This is a genomic window from Halorhabdus sp. SVX81 (assembly GCF_029207715.1).
GTDB lineage: Archaea > Halobacteriota > Halobacteria > Halobacteriales > Haloarculaceae > Halorhabdus.
This window is the reverse complement of the sequence record NZ_CP104322.1, coordinates 585,969-602,454: the sequence shown is the minus strand read 5'-3', so window position 1 is coordinate 602,454 and position 16,486 is coordinate 585,969. Positions and strand designations below refer to the sequence as shown.

Sequence of the window (16,486 nt, the reverse complement as noted above, 5' to 3'; positions counted from 1 at the left end):
CGGTCTCAGCGCAGTTCGACGATGATTTGCTCGGCCTCGCCGTCGCGAATCCGTCGGCTGTACGGCTCGCCGATCGTCGCGCCGTCGATCTCGACGGTCTCGCCGTCGCCGGACGCCGTCCGGCTGTCCGAGGGACTGTGTCCCTCGTCGTCGGCAAATTCGACGGTCACGCTCGCCGGAGAGACGCCGTCGCCGAACGTGTTTTCGTTCGCAGGGTTGCGATACTCGACGGTAGTCTCACCCAGGAACGTGCCCGTGAGCCGGCCGTCGTCGAACAGCCAGGCAGGGAGTTTCGGATCGAGCGTCAGCGTGAGTTCGCCGTCCTCGAGCGCGAAGGGCTGCTCGCCGAACAGCATGTGATGGAGCATGCTGAGGAACTCCACGGTCGAGCCGGTCAGCCGGGCGACGAACCCGCGGCCGTGCAGCGACTCGTCGGGGTGATCGCTGGAGACGAGAAACGACGAGTTCTCCAGCGGACTGCGGCCGTACTGCTCGGGGTCCTGGAACGGGATTGCCGCGTCACGGAAGTCCGCGAAGAACTCCTCGTAGAGGCCGGCCCGGAGCAGCGCCTTGAGGTACTTGTACTCCATGTGGAGCCAGATGGACTCGTTCTCGAGCCACCCCGGCGTGAACGTGCGGGCGCGGCCGATGTCGAACGGTTGGCCCGAGAGGTCGGCGTTGACCTTGTACATGCCGAGTTTCTCGTCGTAGAGCCCGCTATCCTGGACCTGTTCGTAGATGGCCGCGGCGTTGTCGGCCTCGGCACCGCTCTTGAGTGCCCGGACCGGACCCTCGAGGAACAGCGGGAGAGCCTCGGGTTCGAAGGATTCGACCTCGACGAACGGACCGGCGTGGTCGAGGTCTTCCGGAACGTCACCGACCTCGCGTTCGCTGTATTCCTCGACGTGGAAGCGGAAGTACGTCGGGACCTCGCCGTCGTTGCGGTCCTTGGCACGAGCGATGCCCTGCTCGACTTTCGCCTCGAAGGCCGCGAGTGCGTCGTCGAGTTCGGACAGCGTGACGTCGACGGTCTCGCCGTCGAAGCCCCAGTGGACGCGGTCGCGGTACTGTTCGCGGGCGGTCGCGACGCGGTCCCAGTAGGCGTGATCGCGCTCGGCGCGGTCGGTCTCGCGGTACCACGAAAGGGCTTCACGGACCGCCTCCAGCAGGTCGTAGATCTCGACGGGGAGTGTGAGACTGTCGACGTCTTCGGGAGCGTCGTCGATGGCGTCCCGGACCATCGCGAGCAGCCGTGAGAGTTCGTACGTCTCGGGCATCGACGAGCCGAAGATCGACGGCAGCCCGGCCATCGCGTCGTCCCAGCCGGGGTTGCCGGCTTCCATCTCGATGCCCATGCCTTGCGGGTCCATCGTCGCGAACTTCACCAGCCCGAGGGTGGTCAGCTTCCCGAGGAGGTTCGTCTCGAAGACCTCGCCATGCCCGTCGTCGGTCCGGACCGCGAACGGCCGGGCGTCACGGGACTCGATGAGTTCGCGCTTCTCGTCGTCGAATTCGAGCGGATTCGCCTGCCGGACCGCGCCGTCGATCTCGACGTACTTCAGCGTCCGTGGGCGGACCTTGACGTGGGTGTCCTGGAAGGTGTACTCCTCGCGGCCGAAGAAGAGGTCGGCTTTGCGGTCGGGGTAGATGTCGAGGTACTTCTCGATGGAATCGAGGTTGTACGTCCAGTGGTCGACCCAGTAGCCGTCCCCGAAGGCGGTTTCGAAGTGCCGGGTCGCCTGCTCGAGGGCGACCGAGAGGAACTCGTCGGGCTCGACCGTCAGCCCGCCGTCCTCGACGATCGCGGCGGTGAGAAGTCCACCAGGGGTGAACGCGTCTTCGAGCGTCTCTTCGACGGCGTCCGGACCCTCGACCAGCTCGAGGATCGCCTCGCGATCGTCGGGTTCGACGAAGAAGCGATTACCTTCCAGCACCAGCGGGTTGTAGCCGTCGGCCTGGAGGAGGTTCATGTAGGAGACGACGTTGAAGTCCTCGACGCCGGGTTTGAGCCAGACGTCCTCCCGGCGGTTCTGGAGGACGTCACGGAAGTTGCCGTTGCCCTGGGAGTAGAACTCGGGGGCGACGTAGAAGTCGTTGTAGTCGCGTTCGAGGTCGCCGTGTTTGCGGGAGTAGACGTGCTGGACGATATCGTCGTCCTCGCCGAGCAGGACCGGCCACCCGCCACGGAGGACGTTGTCGAAGAACGTCTGGCGGGTGTAGGCGTCGAAGGTGTCGTCGGCGGTCTCGACGGCGACGTGGTCCGTCAGATCCCGGGCGAGGTCGTTCGCGCGCTCGCGCTGCTCGTCGACGAAGTCGGCGTCGAGCCGATCGGCGTGCTCGAGTGCGCCTTCGTGGTCGGCCGCGTGGCCGACGAGGGCATCGAGCGAGAGGGATTCGCCCGGTTCGAGCGTCTGCTCGGTGCCAAAGAAGCCACACGGCGTCCGGCCGACCGTGATCTGGTCGGCCTCTGTGAGCGCGTCGAGGCCGCCTTCGAGGAACGGGTCGGGGCGCTCCAGAGCGGTGTCCTGTCCGAAGACGACGTCCGGATCGACGAATGGATCGAGGCGTTCGCCGTCGCTGACAGCCGTGTAGAAGTGCCCGCCCTCGACTGCTTCGAGCGTCGCGTCCTCGCCCATCGTCGGGTTGGCCTGATAGAAGGGAAAGCCCGAGTCGAGATGTTTGACGGCCATCCAGGCTTCGGCAGTCCGGGAGACGTTCTTGAGTTCGGCGTCCTCGACGCCGGCGGGAACGACGACGGGGAGGCCGTCGAGCACCGAGAGGTCGGTCGGCTCCGCGCCGACGTTCTCGATCGTGACGTCCCGGACGAGTCCGGCGAACGGTTCTTCGGTCACGGTGAAATACCGGACCGTCGTTTCCAGGCCGTATTCGTCGTGAGTCTCGACGATCTCGAGTTCGTTCGCGCCGACGTGCATCTGGCGGTCGCCATCGGAGTCAGGTGCGAAGGGTTCGTAGAACGTCCCATCGACGTCGAGGAACGTCCGGAATCCCACCTCGTGGGTCTGTCGGTAGGCCTTGTTCGCCGGCAGGAACTCGGTGATCGCGCCGTCCTTGTCCCCGACGCCCATGCTGGTGATGGCCTGCCCGCGATTGACGTACAGGACCCACAGCGGGATGCCCATCTCGCCGGCGATGCCGGGCAGGAAGCTGGCGAAGGGGTCGCGGTCGGCGTAGTCGGTGATGACGAAACGGTCGCGGTCGTCGAATGAATGTCGGTCCATGGTTGTGTGTAGGTGGTGTCTGACCGTCGATCCCTATTCGAGCGTGACGTCGACGTCGTGGACGGCCTCGCTGTCCAGACCAGTCATGACGTCGCGGTCGATCACGACGCCGTCGTCGGTGCGTTCGAACTCGACGCGATCCCCGTTCAGCGTGACCTCAGTGATCTCGTAGTCGTCGACGTCGGCGGCGTCAGGGTTGTGGTAGGTCACGTCGAGTCGGCGGTCGGCGAACTGGCAGGTCACCGCCGCTTCGCCGTCCTCGAACTGCTCGGCCAGGAGTTTGGGTTCGAGGCGCAGGTCGCCGAGTCGGCCCTTCACGCCGAAGACCTCGGTGACGGTCGTCAACAGCAGCCAGCTCCCCGAGCCAGTCAGGAAGGTATACATCCCGCGGCCGCGCTCGCTGAAGTACTCCGGGATGCCAGGGTAGATCCGGCTGACTTCGAAGTCCGTGCTCTGCTCGTAGATGCCCGAGAGGACCCTGTGGCCGGCCTCGACCTTCCCGCGGCGGTACAGGGCGTTTGCGTACATGACGGCCATGTGGCTGAACATCGCGCCGTTCTCCTTGTGCCCGAACGCGAAGCCGAAGCCACGCCCGAGGTCAGTCTTGAGTTCGTCGAAGTCGGTGTTCAGGCGGTAGCCCCGCATCTTCGGCTCGTAGAGGTACTCGTCGGCGGCCTCGACGATGGCGTCGGCCTGGTCGTCGGTCGCAACCCCGCCCATCAGCGTGAAGACCTGGCCGGTCAGGGTCATCCGGACGCCGTTGTCGTGATCGCCCTCGACGCGCCGGCCGCTGTCGTCGTAGTAGCCGTTGAACCACTGGTGGCCGTCTTCGTTCTCGATGAACTCCTGGTCGCGCAGCTGCTCGTAGAGCCACTCGGCCTTGTCTTCCAGGTCGGCCGCCAGGTCGTCGATCGCGACGGTGGTTTTCTCGCCGGAGACCGTCCGCTCCCAGGTGTCGAGGTACACGTCGAGTTGCGCCTGCTTTGCCTCGGGTTCGTCGTAGTCGACCGGCTCGGAGAGCGTATCGAGCAAGGTCTGCATCTCCCGGGCGATCTCGATCTCCTCGACGCCGAGTTCGGCCTGCAGCGTCTCGAGGACGTCGCTCATGTCCCGCAGGTTCCAGGCGTACAGCGCGGTGAACGCGACGCTCTCGCCGCGTTCGGGGGCCATGTCCATGGCGTCGTTCCAGTCGGCGTCCTCTAAGCGCATCACGTTGTGCTCGCCGACGTTGAAGAACTGCGTGAGGTGCTGGACGAGGAGGTGCTCCAAAACGGTGCCCTCGTAGACGTCGCCGTCGTCGGTGTAGAGTTCGGTGCCGTCTTCGGGCGACCACGCCTCGTCCTGCTCGCTGGCCCGATCGACGTGGAGGTCCTTGTAGTATTGCTGGTCGCGCAGCAGGAACTGTAGGTCGCCGCTGAGATCCAGGTAGAAGCGGGTCGTCAGCCACGGCCAGGCACCGTGGTCCATCCAGACGCGAGGGATGTTGTTCCGGTCGGCGGTGAACTCGCCCGGTTCGTCGCCGATGATCGTCGCATTCGACCCGTCGAAGCGCACGCCCGCGAAGTTACTGTACAGCAGGTCGGTGACGTTGTCGGGTTCAGTCAGCAACAGCGAGAGGATGTCCTGCCAGAGATCGCGCCAGCCACGGCCGCCGCGGCCGTAGTCGTGATAGGGCAGGAAGGAGTTGCCAAAGAGGCGACGGAAGACGGGCTGGAGGGTGACCCACCGCATCCACTGATCGAAGGTGTCGTCGCCGGTGTCGAACTCGACGGCGCTGGATTTCTCGCGCCAGTGATCCTGACAGGCGGCGAGTTCCTCGGCGACGGCCTCGCTGGAGCCATAGCGCTCGACCAGGGTTGCGGGGTCGGGGTCGTCCGCCCAGATAGTCTGCATGACGACGTACTCGGCGGTTTCACCGGGTTCGAGTTCCGTCGTCTCGAAGCGGAGGCCGCCGAGACTCTCGTAGCCGTCGACCTCGGTGCCGGCTGAGACGCCCTCGAGGTCCTCGACGACGGCCTCGGGCCACTCGAGGTTGCCCCCCTCGCCGATGAAGTCCTCGACGACGGGGTAGAAGCTCTCGGGGGCCGTCCCGTCGGCTTCCGTGCCGAGGACACCGTAGGTCGTCTCGTTTCGCGTGTGGCCCCGCTCGTCGAAGGAGAGGGTCGGACGCACGAGGACGCCGTACTCCTCGGTCCAGGTCTCCTGAAGCAGCGACGTTACGTGGCGGTGGTCCCGGACGTTGTCCGCAGAGCGACCGTAGATGGGGACGGCAGCCGTCGGCGTGATCGTCTTCGCGTCATCGTCGGTGTTCGTGATGGCCACGCGCATGAGTTCGACCATGTCGGGCCGCACCGGCGCGAAGTTGGTGATCTCGGCACGCAATCCGCGTTCGTCGTTCTCGCGGGTGATCTCGTGATACAGCAGGCCGCCCTCCATCGAGACGGACTCCGCGCCGCCGGGGCGTTCTTCGGGAATCTGTGTGGCGCTGTTGCCGGCGGCCGACCACGGTCCCTCGCCGTGTTCGTACACCCAGAAGTTCCGGGCAGAGCGCTTGTTGTGGAGGTCCTCGACGGCGGTCGGTGGCGTCAGGAACTCGTGTTGGCTCGCGTTGACGTCGCCGTGGAGCGTCGGCGTGATCGCCGACATGATGCCCGCCTCGTTGACCAGCGGGAAATACAGGTAACTCGACCGCTGGGGGTCGTCCAGTCGAAACGTCCCCACGTCGTCGACGAACTCCCAGGGATCGACGCTCGTATCGATATCATGTAAGTGTCGCTTCGCCATACATCAAATGACGGAAACGGGACTTGAATAACTTTCTAACGCGTTTCCCCGGGACAGCAGGTATTTGATGACAGATGTGTCGCCCACAACTTAACGGATATATGATGTATTGATGAACGTATATTTTTCGGATGACCAAGGGGTTCAGCGGCTGACCGGGCCGGCTTCAAGCATCGTGGCTGCTTTTGGGATGAAATTATTCTGCAAAGATTAAATGGGCACGGGAGATAGTGATCAGTAGCATGCAACTCTCGGACGAACGGCTCGGTCAGTACGTCGACGACGACCGCCGGGCGGAGATCGACGAACACGTCGAGTCGCTACTCGAAGCGATGACCGTCGAGGAGAAAGTCGGCCAACTCAATCAGCGTTCCGTACACTTCATCACGGGGACTGAAGACGAGAGTGACGAACTCGAGGGGGCAGTCGCCGACGGCGAGGTCGGGTCGCTGTTGAACGTCAGCGACCTCGAGACGAAACGCCGGCTGCAGGAACGCGCCGTCGAGGAGAGTCGCCTCGGGATCCCTCTCCTGATCGGCTACGACGTGATCCATGGGTACCGAACCGTCTTCCCGACGCCGCTGGCACAGGCCGCTTCCTGGAATCCCGACCTGGCGGAGCGAGCCGAACGAATCGCCGCCACGGAGGCCAGCGCCGACGGGCACAACTGGACGTTCGCGCCGATGGTCGACGTCTCGCGTGACCCACGGTGGGGCCGTGTCATGGAGGGGGCCGGCGAGAGCCCGGTACTCGGGAGTGCCTTCGCCAGGGCGCGCGTCCGGGGCTTCCAGGGCGAGGATCTGCGCAAGTCGGACACTATCCTCGCCTGTGCGAAACACTTCGCCGGCTACGGCGCTGTCGAGGGCGGCCGGGAGTACAACACCGTCAACGTCTCGGAGACGGCCCTGCGCGAGCGCCACCTGCCGCCGTTCGCGGCCAGCGTCGAGGAAGGCGTCGGATCGCTGATGAACGCCTTCAACGTCCACGAGCGGATTCCGGCGAGCGGCAGCGAATCGCTCGTCGACGGAATTCTCAAAGGCGAGTGGGACTTCTCCGGGCTGGTTGTCTCGGACTGGGCGTCCTTCCGCGAGCAGATCCAGCACGGGACCGCGGGTGACCGCCGAGAGGCCGCACGCAAGGCGATCCAGGCTGGCTCCGACATCGACATGGCAAGCGAAGTCGTCATCGACGAACTCGCCGACCTCGTCCGCGACGGGGACGTAAGCGAAGCCCGACTCGACGACGCCGTCCGGCGTGTTTTGACCGTCAAGGGTCTGCTTGGTCTCTTCGAGGATCCCTACCGGTACTTCGACGAACACCGTCGCGAGGAGGCGATGCTCGCCGACGAGCACCGTGACGCCGCCCGCGAGGCCGCCCGGCAGTCCTTCGTCCTGCTGGAAAACGAGGACGATCGGCTCCCGCTCGACCCGGCCGACGACGTCGCCGTGATCGGCGCGCTGGCCGACAGCGCCGAGGACGCCCTCGGAGCCTGGAGTTTCGAGGGGCGACCCGAGGACGTCATCACGATCCGGGACGGACTCGAATCATTCCTCGATCGCGAGGTCCCGTACGCGCCGGGGTATAGCCTCCCTGGCGAGGTGACGGACGAATCAATCGAGGCGGCGGTCGACGCGGCGGCCGACGCCGACGTGGCTGTCGCCGTGGTTGGCGAGCCGGCCGACATCACGGGCGAAGCCGCGAGCCGGAGTCAGATCGACCTGCCGGGCGACCAGCGGCGACTGATCGAGGCACTCGGAGCGACCGACACGCCCGTCGTGGCCGTGCTCATGAACGGCCGGCCGCTCGCGATCGAGTGGCTGGCCGAGTCGGTGCCGGCGATCCTCGACGTCTGGCACCCCGGCGTCGAGGGCGGCCCGGCCGTCGCCGAAGCGCTGTTCGGAGAGGCCGTCCCGGGCGGCCATCTGCCGATGAGCTTCCCCTACAACGAGGGCCAGATCCCGGTCGCCCACGACCGCCTGCCGACGGGCCGGCCGCCGGGAGAGGGCGTGAGAGACTACGCCTCGAAGTACCTCGACGTGCCCAACGAGCCGCTGTACGCCTTCGGCCACGGTGAAAGCTACACGGACTTCGCCTACACCGATCTGAGCCTCTCCTCGGACGCGCTCTCGTCCGGCGAGACGCTCGAGGCGACCGTCACGGTCGAGAACACCGGCGATGTCGCCGGCCGCGACGTCGTCCAGCTGTACGTCCACGATCTCGTGGGGAGCCGGTCGCGACCACGCAAAGAGTTAGTTGGCTTCGAGACCGTCGATCTGGAACCCGGCGAGTCGGCGGCCGTGACGGTCGAAATCGACGAGGGTGACCTGGCGTTCTGGACCGCCGACGAGGAGTGGGCGGCCGAACCCGGCGAATTCGATCTCATGGTCGGCCAGGCCGCCGACGATATCGTCGACACCGCGCGGTTCGAACTCCGAGAATAGGGGTATCGAGGGGACCAGTGTCGTTGCGGCCGGCGACGACCCACGGGACAGTTATCTCCTGACGCCGGTGGCCTGTCATCAGCCCAGTCGGCTCCTGCTAATTGGGGAGAAAGGTATGGACGAGATTGTTAGTTACACCGAAGACGAAATATCAGAATCATATAGAAAAATATTATAATAATGGGCCAGGACATCCAAAATGGATTATGAGAGAGAGAAAACCCAGTCGACGACAGTTCCTCCGATCAGCTGCTCTCGGTGCGGTCGGAATCGCTGGTGGAATGGCTGCGACCGGTACTGGAGCGGCAACCGAAGCTGAAGTAGAGACGCTGGCCGGTAAAGAAGTGAATTCTACCGAATATTGTGACAGTGATGTAGAAACTCTGCCCGGTGAAGTGCTGGTGGCCTCCACCAGCAGCAGTTGGGAATATGATATTATACTTCCAAACGCAGGTACGGCCAACGACGTAGGGACATGCTGGGATAGCAGTCCGAAAGGGCTGGATATAGATAGCGACGACGGGGTCACTGTCGTAGACAATCAGGTCTACGGAAAAGTCTCTGAAAACAATGAAGACCGATATTGGCTACCCCATGAAATCGGTGAAATTATTGCGGTCCACCAAGAGTCTGGCTCGGCCGTGCAATTCGACCTGAATACAGTGGCGAGTGGGGGAATAAACGGTAGCGGGGACAATGATAAGCACAATTCGGAGGTGGTAGAAGGAGATCTTTTAGCATCGGGGGCCAGGCGCGCGGTAGTTAGGAAAATAAGAGGAGATGAAAGTTTTAACTATTCATTTAACATATCTGAAATAGTATATGTAGAAGGTGAAGATTCTGGCTACTCATATATAGAGCAAGACGTGCCAGTAGTGCGTAAAGCAGAAACAACAGACAGTGAAGATGAGGTACTTGGCCATTATACTGCCATGGGACAGGTCAGTGGGCCCGAGGGAGTGGACAATTGGGAAGTAGGAGTCGCAAGCCCAGTTGCATGGGTGCAAATATCTGATCCTAACGGAGAGTACGGAGGTCTAGAAGTGAGGTTTGATCCCGATTAGGTATTCAAACTGAATCATCCGGTCGGTCACCGGACTAAAAATCCGCGCTCTTGTGCAGTAGCTGAAGGTCAATTCCCGGTACAGTGTCTGCGTTACTTCATCGACAGCCGCGGCCAAAATATCGACTTTGGAACAGTAATGCGGGAGCCGAGCCAAATTAGCGATGGCGACGGATGCGATCCACAAACCCGATTTGTTCTATTGGACCGACGACGACCTCGTCGATACCGGTCGATTCGAGCTCGAAGCGTAAGCCGGACTCGACGCTCGAACAAGCGTTGCGGTCACCGGCACACCAAAGTGGATTGACACCATCTGTCAATCCATGGATGCCGTTGTACTTGCCGGTGGGTTCGCGACACGACTGTGGCCGATCACCCGCAACCGGCCGAAGATGTTCCTGCCGATCGGCGACACGACGGTGATCGATCGCATCTTCCGGGAACTCGAAGCCGACGACCGCATCGAGGACGTCTACGTCTCGACCAACGAGGAGTTCGCCGAGGAGTTCCGCAACCACCTGGCCGACTCGCCCTTCGAGAAGCCACGCGTCTCCGTCGAGGAAGCCCGCGCGGAGGACGAGAAGTTCGGCGTCGTCGGGGCGCTTGGCGAACTGGTCGAGCGCGAGGGCATCGACAGCGACACGCTGGTGATCGCCGGGGACAACCTGATCAGCTTCGACATCTCGGCGTTCGTCGACGCCTTCGAGGCCAACGACGGGCCGACGCTGGCCGCCTACGACGTCGGCGACCTGGAGAGCGCAACCCAGTACGGCGTGATCGACGTCGAGGACGACCGCGTCGTCGCGTTCCAGGAGAAACCCGACGACCCGGCGAGCACCCTCGTCTCGATCGCGTGCTATGCCTTCCCCGCCGAGACGGTGGGACTCTTCGATACGTATCTCTCGGGCGATAACAATCCCGACGAACCCGGTTGGTTCATTCAGTGGCTCATCGAGCGCGAACCGGTGTACGCGTTCCCCTTCGAGGGGGCATGGTTCGACATCGGGACGCCGGAGGGCTATCTCGACGCCGTCGCGTGGTATCTCGACGGTGGGACGCTCGTCCATCCCGACGCGACGGTCGAGGGGTCGGACCTCGGGGAGAACGTCCACGTCATGGAGGGCGCGACGGTCGTCAACTCGAAACTCGAACAGTCGGTCGTCTTCCCGGACGCATCCCTCGAACGCTGCCGGATCATCTCCTCGCTCATCGACGAGGAAACCGAGCTCGAAGACGTCAACCTCTCGAACGCCCAGATCGGGGCCCACACCTCACTCACCCAGACGCCACCCGACCCCTGGGTGTGGGAACAGCACCGCGACTCGGAGTGATCGGGTCGGGGCGAAAATGTGAGCGAGTGCCGAACTAGCGGAGAGCCGTCCGGGTGATCGACGCCAGGCGGTCGACGAAATCCCCGTCGAGTTCGTCGGCACTCACCCGCCACGTCCAGTTGCCCTCGTCGGTCCCGGGGCGGTTCAGTCGCGCCTCGCTGTCCCGTTCGAGAAGGTCCGGAACGGTTGTCAGCGCCAGTGTCGCCTCGGAGTGCCAGACGGCCTCGATCAGGTCCCAGGCGATCCCCTCGCCGTCGGTCGCCAGTGCGTACTCCAGGCACTCGCGCTGGTCGGCCGGAAGGTCCTCGTAAAAGCCGACGGCGGTGTCCGTGTCGTGGGTCGACGTATAGGCGACGCAGTTCTCCGGGTAGACGGTCGGCTTGTAGCGATGGCCTTCCTGACACCAGTCGGCGTAGTGAGGCACGCGCATACCAGGGAACTCGAATTGATCCCGGAGGGAGACCATACGTTCGTCGAGAAAGCCCAGGTCCTCGACGATGAACGGCAACTCACCCAGTTCTGCACGGACTGTCTCGAAGAAGTCCGCGCCGGGACCGGGTTGCCACTCGCCGGCTGCCGGATCATCGGCGTTCGCCGGGATCGCCCAGTACTCGTCGAAGGCCTTGAAGTGGTCGATCCGGGCGATGTCCACCAGCGAGAGCAGCCGATCCAGTCGATGCCGCCACCAGCCGTACTCGTCGGCCCGGAGTGTCTCCCAGTCGTAAACCGGGTTGCCCCACCGCTGGCCGTCGTCGCCGGGGTTCGGCGGCACGCCCGCCACCGCAGTCGGCTGTCCCGCCTCGTCGAGTTCGAATGCGTCCGGGTTCGCCCAGACGTCCGCCGAGTCCCAGGCGACGTAGATCGGGAGGTCGCCGACCAGCGAGATACCGCGCTCATCGGCCGCGGCCCGGAGGTCACGCCACTGCTCGTCGAAGATCCACTGGACGAAAGCGTGATACCGGATCGCGTCGGCGTGGTTCTCGCGCGCGGCGGCGAGTGCCCCAGCGTCGCGTCCGGCGAGGTCGGCCGGCCACTCGACCCAGGGTGCCCCGTCGTGGGCCGCTTTCAGCGCCGCGAACACGGTGTACTCTTCGAGCCACGTCGATTCGCGCTCCCGGAACGCGTCGAAGGCCGCCCGCGCATCCTCGCCTGCGTTCGCCTCGAACCCTTCGAAAGCCATGCGGAGCCGGTCACGCTTGAAAGCAGCCACGTCGTCGTAGTGAACCGTGTGGGGATCGGCCGGCGGATCTTCGAGCGCTTTCGCCCCAAGCCAGCCGCGATCGACGAGGGCGGTCAGGTCGACGAGCAGCGGGTTCCCGGCGAACGCCGACGGCGAAGCGTATGGCGAGTGGCCGTGCACCCCCACCGTCGGCGTTACGGGACAGAACTGCCACAGCGACTGTTCGGCGCGCTCAAGCACGTCCAGAAACGTCCGGGCACCAGCACCGAGGTCGCCGATGCCGTGCGGGCCGGGGAGTGAGGTGAGATGCAGGAACACACCGCTTTGCCGATCGAACATGACCGACGGTTCGAAGGCCCACACCAAGAAGTCGGTGACTGTCATCTCCCTGACTATTTAGGGTGGCGGGGGCCGGACACCCTATCCAGCCCGGGAGAGGCAGGCGTCGAAAATCCGGCCGGGGTTCGGCCGAACATTCCGTTTCGGTGAAGCGAACAGTGAAGTAACCGCCACCGCAACCATTCACAACGAATGGTACCGAAGGTGCTGATGCTCGGCTGGGGGTTCCCGCCGAACGTGAGCGGCGGTCTCGACACGGCGGTCGGGGAACTGTTCGAGCAGTTCCAACCCCGCGACGATGTCGAGATCGAACTCGTGCTGCCGGCCGAGTACGCGCCGGATCGCGACGGGATCCACGGCGTCCCGACAGGTGAGGGCGACGTCGCGGATCGGATCAACCGACTCGCAGGCGAGTTCGCCGACCGCGCCGCTGACGCCGACATCGTCCACACTCACGACTGGTTCGGCTACGGACCGGCGTCCCGGGCCGCGAGTACCCACGACGTCGAGTGGGTGACGACGTTTCATTCACTGACGTCCGACCGAAATCGAAATCCCCCTGATCGGGAAGTTCGGACCGAACAGCGCATCGTCGAGGGGGCGGATCACCTCATCGCCGTGAGCGAGGTCCTCCGTCGGTCAGTCCGCGAACAGTACGACGGCGACCCGCAGGTGATCTACAACGGCTTCTCCTCGGTCGAGACGACCGGCCGCGATATCGCCGCCGAGCTGGGAATCGACGGACAGATGCTATTTTTCGTGGGGCGACATACCCACCAGAAGGGGATCGAACATCTCGTCTACGCGCTTGACCGACTCGACGCCGAGGAGGTCACCCTCGTCATCGGCGGCACCGGGCACTTGACCGATCGCCTCAAGCGCTTCGTCGAGATCCTGGGGATCGAGGCGATGGTCGAGTTCGTCGGCTACGTACCCGAGGCCGAACTGGGTGATTACTACGCGAGTGCGGATGTCTTCGTCTCGCCGTCGCTGTCGGAGCCCTTCGGTATCACCATCGTCGAATCCCTCTCGGTCGGGACCCGGGTCGTCGCCTGCGAGTCGGGGGCGGCCGAGATCCTGCCCGAGGGGTGTATCGTCGAGGTCGAACCGAACTCCCGTTCGATCGCGAACGGAATCAGACGCGCGCTCGACGCCGGCCCCCTCCCCGCCTACGAGGAGCGGACCTGGGACACCGTCGCCGACGAGCACGTCGAGTTCTATCACGATATCCTCGACGCGTAGCGGTCGTCGGTCCGAACGGTGAAAGACCACGTATCGACGGAGCGGACGAGGCCATCCGGAACAAAGAGCGGATCGTGGCTCCATCGCACGTTCTCGTGGCGCTCGACGGCTCGACGCTGGCGCAAGCGGCACTCGAACACGCCCTGGCGTATTCGAGTGCCCGATTACTGTCCTGAACGTGATCACGCCGCTCGATGCGGGGATGAGTGAAGCCCGCGTGATGCCGACCGAAGATGAACGGATCGACGAGGCCCAAGCCAGGGCAGCGCGGGTGATCGAAGCGGCACAGACACAGGCCGCCGCCTGCTCGGGACAGTGGCGACCAGCGTGGTCAGTGAGGCACCGGTCCCGGTGACGGTCGTTCGCTGAATCGCCTCAACGGGGAGTCGTCACCGAAGAAATCGAACGTCATCGGCGGGTTCGGGATGGACTAGGCGAAACCCGTTGGCCGTTGGATTGACGCCGAGGGTGGCGTCCGGCTGGGGGCGCGAGCCGTAGGGACTGTCGTCCGCTATTCCTTCGTAGGGGCTATCGCTGCTGTCCGTCGGACGATATGGACTCGATTCACCCGCGTCGTTAGTCTCGCCGGGCGGCAGATAAACGCGCTCGCCGGACGCGGAGTTGACGACGACGATGACGTTCCGAGCCCCCGAGACAGTCACGATCGTTCGACCGTCCTCGATCTCGGTCGTGACACTGACGGGCGTCTCCGCGGTTGACCCACCCGATGACGCACCTGAACCCATGGGTACATGTCCGTCGAGTCCGGACTTAAGCGTTCTGACGGGTGGAAGGCAGTGTCTGTCACCACCACAAGGACAAAGGCGTCTGTCATCTAGCTACGAGGTAGGATGCACCACCCTGGCCCACCTCGCTTCGTCGCCGTTGGCGAGGCGATCGAACTCGCCCCCCGCGATCCCGACCCGGATGCGGCCTACGCCTGGACGGTAGCGAACCGACCGGACGGATCGACAGTAACCGTCGGTGACGCCGCCGTCGAGCACTTCGAACCCGACGTGGAAGGGACCTACGTCGTCCACCTCTCGGCACCGGACGGCGACCACGAGCTCACCGTTCGTGCGTTCGGTTCGTCACGCTCCCCGGCGACCGGGGGCGAATCAGGCGTTTCGGCCGGCCGAAGCGGCTTCGAGAGCGGCGAGGGCGCCAGCGGCCGGTCGGGCGTAAACAGGGGGTCCGGGAGTGGCGGCGTCTCGGTCCCGACTGGCGACGGCGGCCGACCGCGCGTTCGGCTCGAACCCGCCATCGAGGGCGCACAAGCCGTCGTCCGGGCCACGCCGATCCCCCATCCCGACGGGACGGAAACGCCGTCCGATCTCGACGTGGAGTTCCTGCTCGACGATCGGGACGCCGTCGACCGGGACGCGGTCGCCATCGCGGACACCGAACTCCGAGTTCCCCTGGCTGGGATCGGCGATCGACTCCGGGTGCACGCTGTTTCGGTCGGGGACACCGGCTACAGCGTCCCCGACGCCGTGGAGTTCGCGCGCGGCGAGGCGACGGGAACGGCGGTGAGTTCGGCTGGCGATGTCTCCGCGAGCCATCTGTACGATCCGCCGGCGTGGGCCGAAGACGCGGTCATCTATGAGATCTACGTCCGAACCTTCGCGGGCCAGAACCCGGACGATGACGGGGAGGGTGCTGGAAGCGACGAGCGGTCCGCGTTCGACGCGATCATCGATCGCCTGGACCACCTCGAGTCGCTGGGCGTCAATACGTTGTGGCTGACGCCAGTCCTGGAGAACGATCACGCGCCCCACGGGTACAACATCACGGATTTCTTCTCGATCGCCGCGGATCTGGGGACACGGTCGGACTACGAGCGGTTGGTCGAAGCGGCCCACGACCGCGGGATGAACGTCCTGTTCGACCTCGTGTGCAACCACTCGGCGCGGACCCATCCACACTTCCAGGCCGCCGTCGCCGATCCCGACAGCGAGTATCACGAGTGGTACGAGTGGCGCGGCCCCGGCGAACCAGAGACGTACTTCGAGTGGGAACACATCGCGAACTTCGATTTCACCCACCTGCCGGTCCGCCGGCACCTCCTTGACGCGATCGATCAGTGGGCACCGCTGGTCGATGGCTTCCGGATCGACATGGCGTGGGCTGTCCCGAACACCTTCTGGCGGGAGGTCCACGACCGGGCGAAGGCGATCGACGACGACTTCCTGCTACTCGACGAGACGATCCCGTACATCCCGGATTTCCAGGGCGGGTGTTTCGACATGCACTTCGACTCGACGACCTACGCCGCTCTCCGACGAGTCGGGAACGGCGCGCCCGCCGAGGGGATTCTCGACGCCGTTGACGAGCGCGCCGAGATCGGATTCCCACCCCACGCCGGCTTCATGCTCTATGCCGAAAACCACGACGAGACGCGCTACATCGTCGAGTGTGGCCGGGCGGCCGCCGCAGCCGCCGCGGGCGCACTCTTTACGCTTCCCGGGGCACCGATGCTGTACGCCGGCCAGGAGTTCGGCCAGCGCGGCAAGCGCGACGACCTCGCCTGGGATCACACCGACGAGGAGTTGCAGTCGTTCGTCCGGCAGTTGGCGACGACCCGCCGTGATGAACCGGCACTCGGTCCCGAGGGGGACTTCAAGCGAGTCGAGTACGCCGTCCGGGATGGCGACGCGGACCGTGTCGTCGCGTTCGGTCGCGTCCGCGACGACGACGCGGTCGCCGTCGTGTTGCACTTTGGCTCCGGGACAGCGACAGTTGCCCTGCCAGCGGCCACCGGGACACGCGACGCCGTCTCCGGACGGTCGATCGGGACAGCCGGGGGGCTGACGGTCGACACCGTCGCCGTGATCCCGGCGGACCCGGACACAGTCCTGGCGTAA

9 protein-coding genes and 1 pseudogene are annotated in these 16,486 nt (G+C 64.6%); 6 read left to right on the top strand and 4 right to left on the bottom strand.

What is annotated here, in order from left to right:
* Positions 1 to 5: 5 nt before the first annotated feature.
* Positions 6 to 3,239: a hypothetical protein gene (locus SVXhr_RS02850; RefSeq protein WP_275739247.1), complete on the bottom strand. Its 3,234-nt coding sequence runs from the start codon at positions 3,237 to 3,239 to the stop codon at positions 6 to 8.
* A gap of 33 nt (positions 3,240 to 3,272) precedes the next feature.
* Positions 3,273 to 6,023 (bottom strand): cellobiose phosphorylase, encoded by a 2,751-nt coding sequence (locus tag SVXhr_RS02845; RefSeq protein ID WP_275739245.1) that lies wholly within the window; start codon positions 6,021 to 6,023, stop codon positions 3,273 to 3,275.
* Between the two features lie 242 nt (positions 6,024 to 6,265).
* Here SVXhr_RS02845 and SVXhr_RS02840 point away from each other — a divergent pair, with 242 nt between their 5' ends.
* From SVXhr_RS02840 to SVXhr_RS02830, 3 genes are all read left to right on the top strand, one after another.
* Positions 6,266 to 8,464 carry a glycoside hydrolase family 3 N-terminal domain-containing protein gene (locus tag SVXhr_RS02840; RefSeq protein ID WP_275739243.1) on the top strand — a complete coding sequence of 733 codons (2,199 nt, stop codon included), beginning with the start codon at positions 6,266 to 6,268 and terminating at the stop codon, positions 8,462 to 8,464.
* A 281-nt stretch (positions 8,465 to 8,745) separates the two neighbouring features.
* On the top strand, positions 8,746 to 9,528 hold the full coding sequence (locus tag SVXhr_RS02835) for a hypothetical protein (RefSeq protein ID WP_275739241.1): 783 nt from the start codon (positions 8,746 to 8,748) through the stop codon (positions 9,526 to 9,528).
* 325 nt (positions 9,529 to 9,853) lie between these two features.
* The gene (locus SVXhr_RS02830; protein WP_275739239.1) at positions 9,854 to 10,861 is read left to right on the top strand and encodes an NDP-sugar synthase; all 1,008 of its coding nucleotides are present in this window, start codon (positions 9,854 to 9,856) and stop codon (positions 10,859 to 10,861) included.
* A 34-nt stretch (positions 10,862 to 10,895) separates the two neighbouring features.
* Here SVXhr_RS02830 and malQ read toward each other — a convergent pair whose 3' ends face one another.
* Positions 10,896 to 12,425, bottom strand: coding sequence for a 4-alpha-glucanotransferase (malQ, locus tag SVXhr_RS02825; RefSeq protein ID WP_275739237.1), 1,530 nt, complete (start codon positions 12,423 to 12,425; stop codon positions 10,896 to 10,898).
* 147 nt (positions 12,426 to 12,572) lie between these two features.
* On the opposite strand from malQ, the gene SVXhr_RS02820 reads away from it, so the two are divergent.
* On the top strand, positions 12,573 to 13,622 hold the full coding sequence (locus tag SVXhr_RS02820) for a glycosyltransferase family 4 protein (RefSeq protein ID WP_275739235.1): 1,050 nt from the start codon (positions 12,573 to 12,575) through the stop codon (positions 13,620 to 13,622).
* A 74-nt stretch (positions 13,623 to 13,696) separates the two neighbouring features.
* Positions 13,697 to 13,991, top strand: a pseudogene (locus SVXhr_RS02815) (universal stress protein).
* 20 nt (positions 13,992 to 14,011) lie between these two features.
* Here the strand turns inward: SVXhr_RS02815 and SVXhr_RS02810 are convergent.
* A complete protein-coding gene (locus SVXhr_RS02810; protein WP_275739233.1) occupies positions 14,012 to 14,368 on the bottom strand; it encodes a hypothetical protein in 357 nt (118 codons plus the stop codon).
* A 105-nt stretch (positions 14,369 to 14,473) separates the two neighbouring features.
* On the opposite strand from SVXhr_RS02810, the gene malA reads away from it, so the two are divergent.
* Positions 14,474 to 16,486 carry an alpha-amylase MalA gene (malA, locus tag SVXhr_RS02805; protein WP_275739231.1) on the top strand — a complete coding sequence of 671 codons (2,013 nt, stop codon included), beginning with the start codon at positions 14,474 to 14,476 and terminating at the stop codon, positions 16,484 to 16,486.

What these genes read in the sequence shown, in the direction of transcription:
- SVXhr_RS02850 (WP_275739247.1), bottom strand. Translation starts at nt 3,239, where the DNA reads ATGGACCGACATTCATTCGACGACCGCGACCGTTTCGTCATCACCGAC.
- SVXhr_RS02845 (WP_275739245.1), bottom strand. Translation starts at nt 6,023, where the DNA reads ATGGCGAAGCGACACTTACATGATATCGATACGAGCGTCGATCCCTGG.
- SVXhr_RS02840 (WP_275739243.1), top strand. Translation starts at nt 6,266, where the DNA reads ATGCAACTCTCGGACGAACGGCTCGGTCAGTACGTCGACGACGACCGC.
- SVXhr_RS02835 (WP_275739241.1), top strand. Translation starts at nt 8,746, where the DNA reads ATGGCTGCGACCGGTACTGGAGCGGCAACCGAAGCTGAAGTAGAGACG.
- SVXhr_RS02830 (WP_275739239.1), top strand. Translation starts at nt 9,854, where the DNA reads ATGGATGCCGTTGTACTTGCCGGTGGGTTCGCGACACGACTGTGGCCG.
- malQ (WP_275739237.1), bottom strand. Translation starts at nt 12,425, where the DNA reads ATGACAGTCACCGACTTCTTGGTGTGGGCCTTCGAACCGTCGGTCATG.
- SVXhr_RS02820 (WP_275739235.1), top strand. Translation starts at nt 12,573, where the DNA reads ATGGTACCGAAGGTGCTGATGCTCGGCTGGGGGTTCCCGCCGAACGTG.
- SVXhr_RS02810 (WP_275739233.1), bottom strand. Translation starts at nt 14,368, where the DNA reads ATGGGTTCAGGTGCGTCATCGGGTGGGTCAACCGCGGAGACGCCCGTC.
- malA (WP_275739231.1), top strand. Translation starts at nt 14,474, where the DNA reads ATGCACCACCCTGGCCCACCTCGCTTCGTCGCCGTTGGCGAGGCGATC.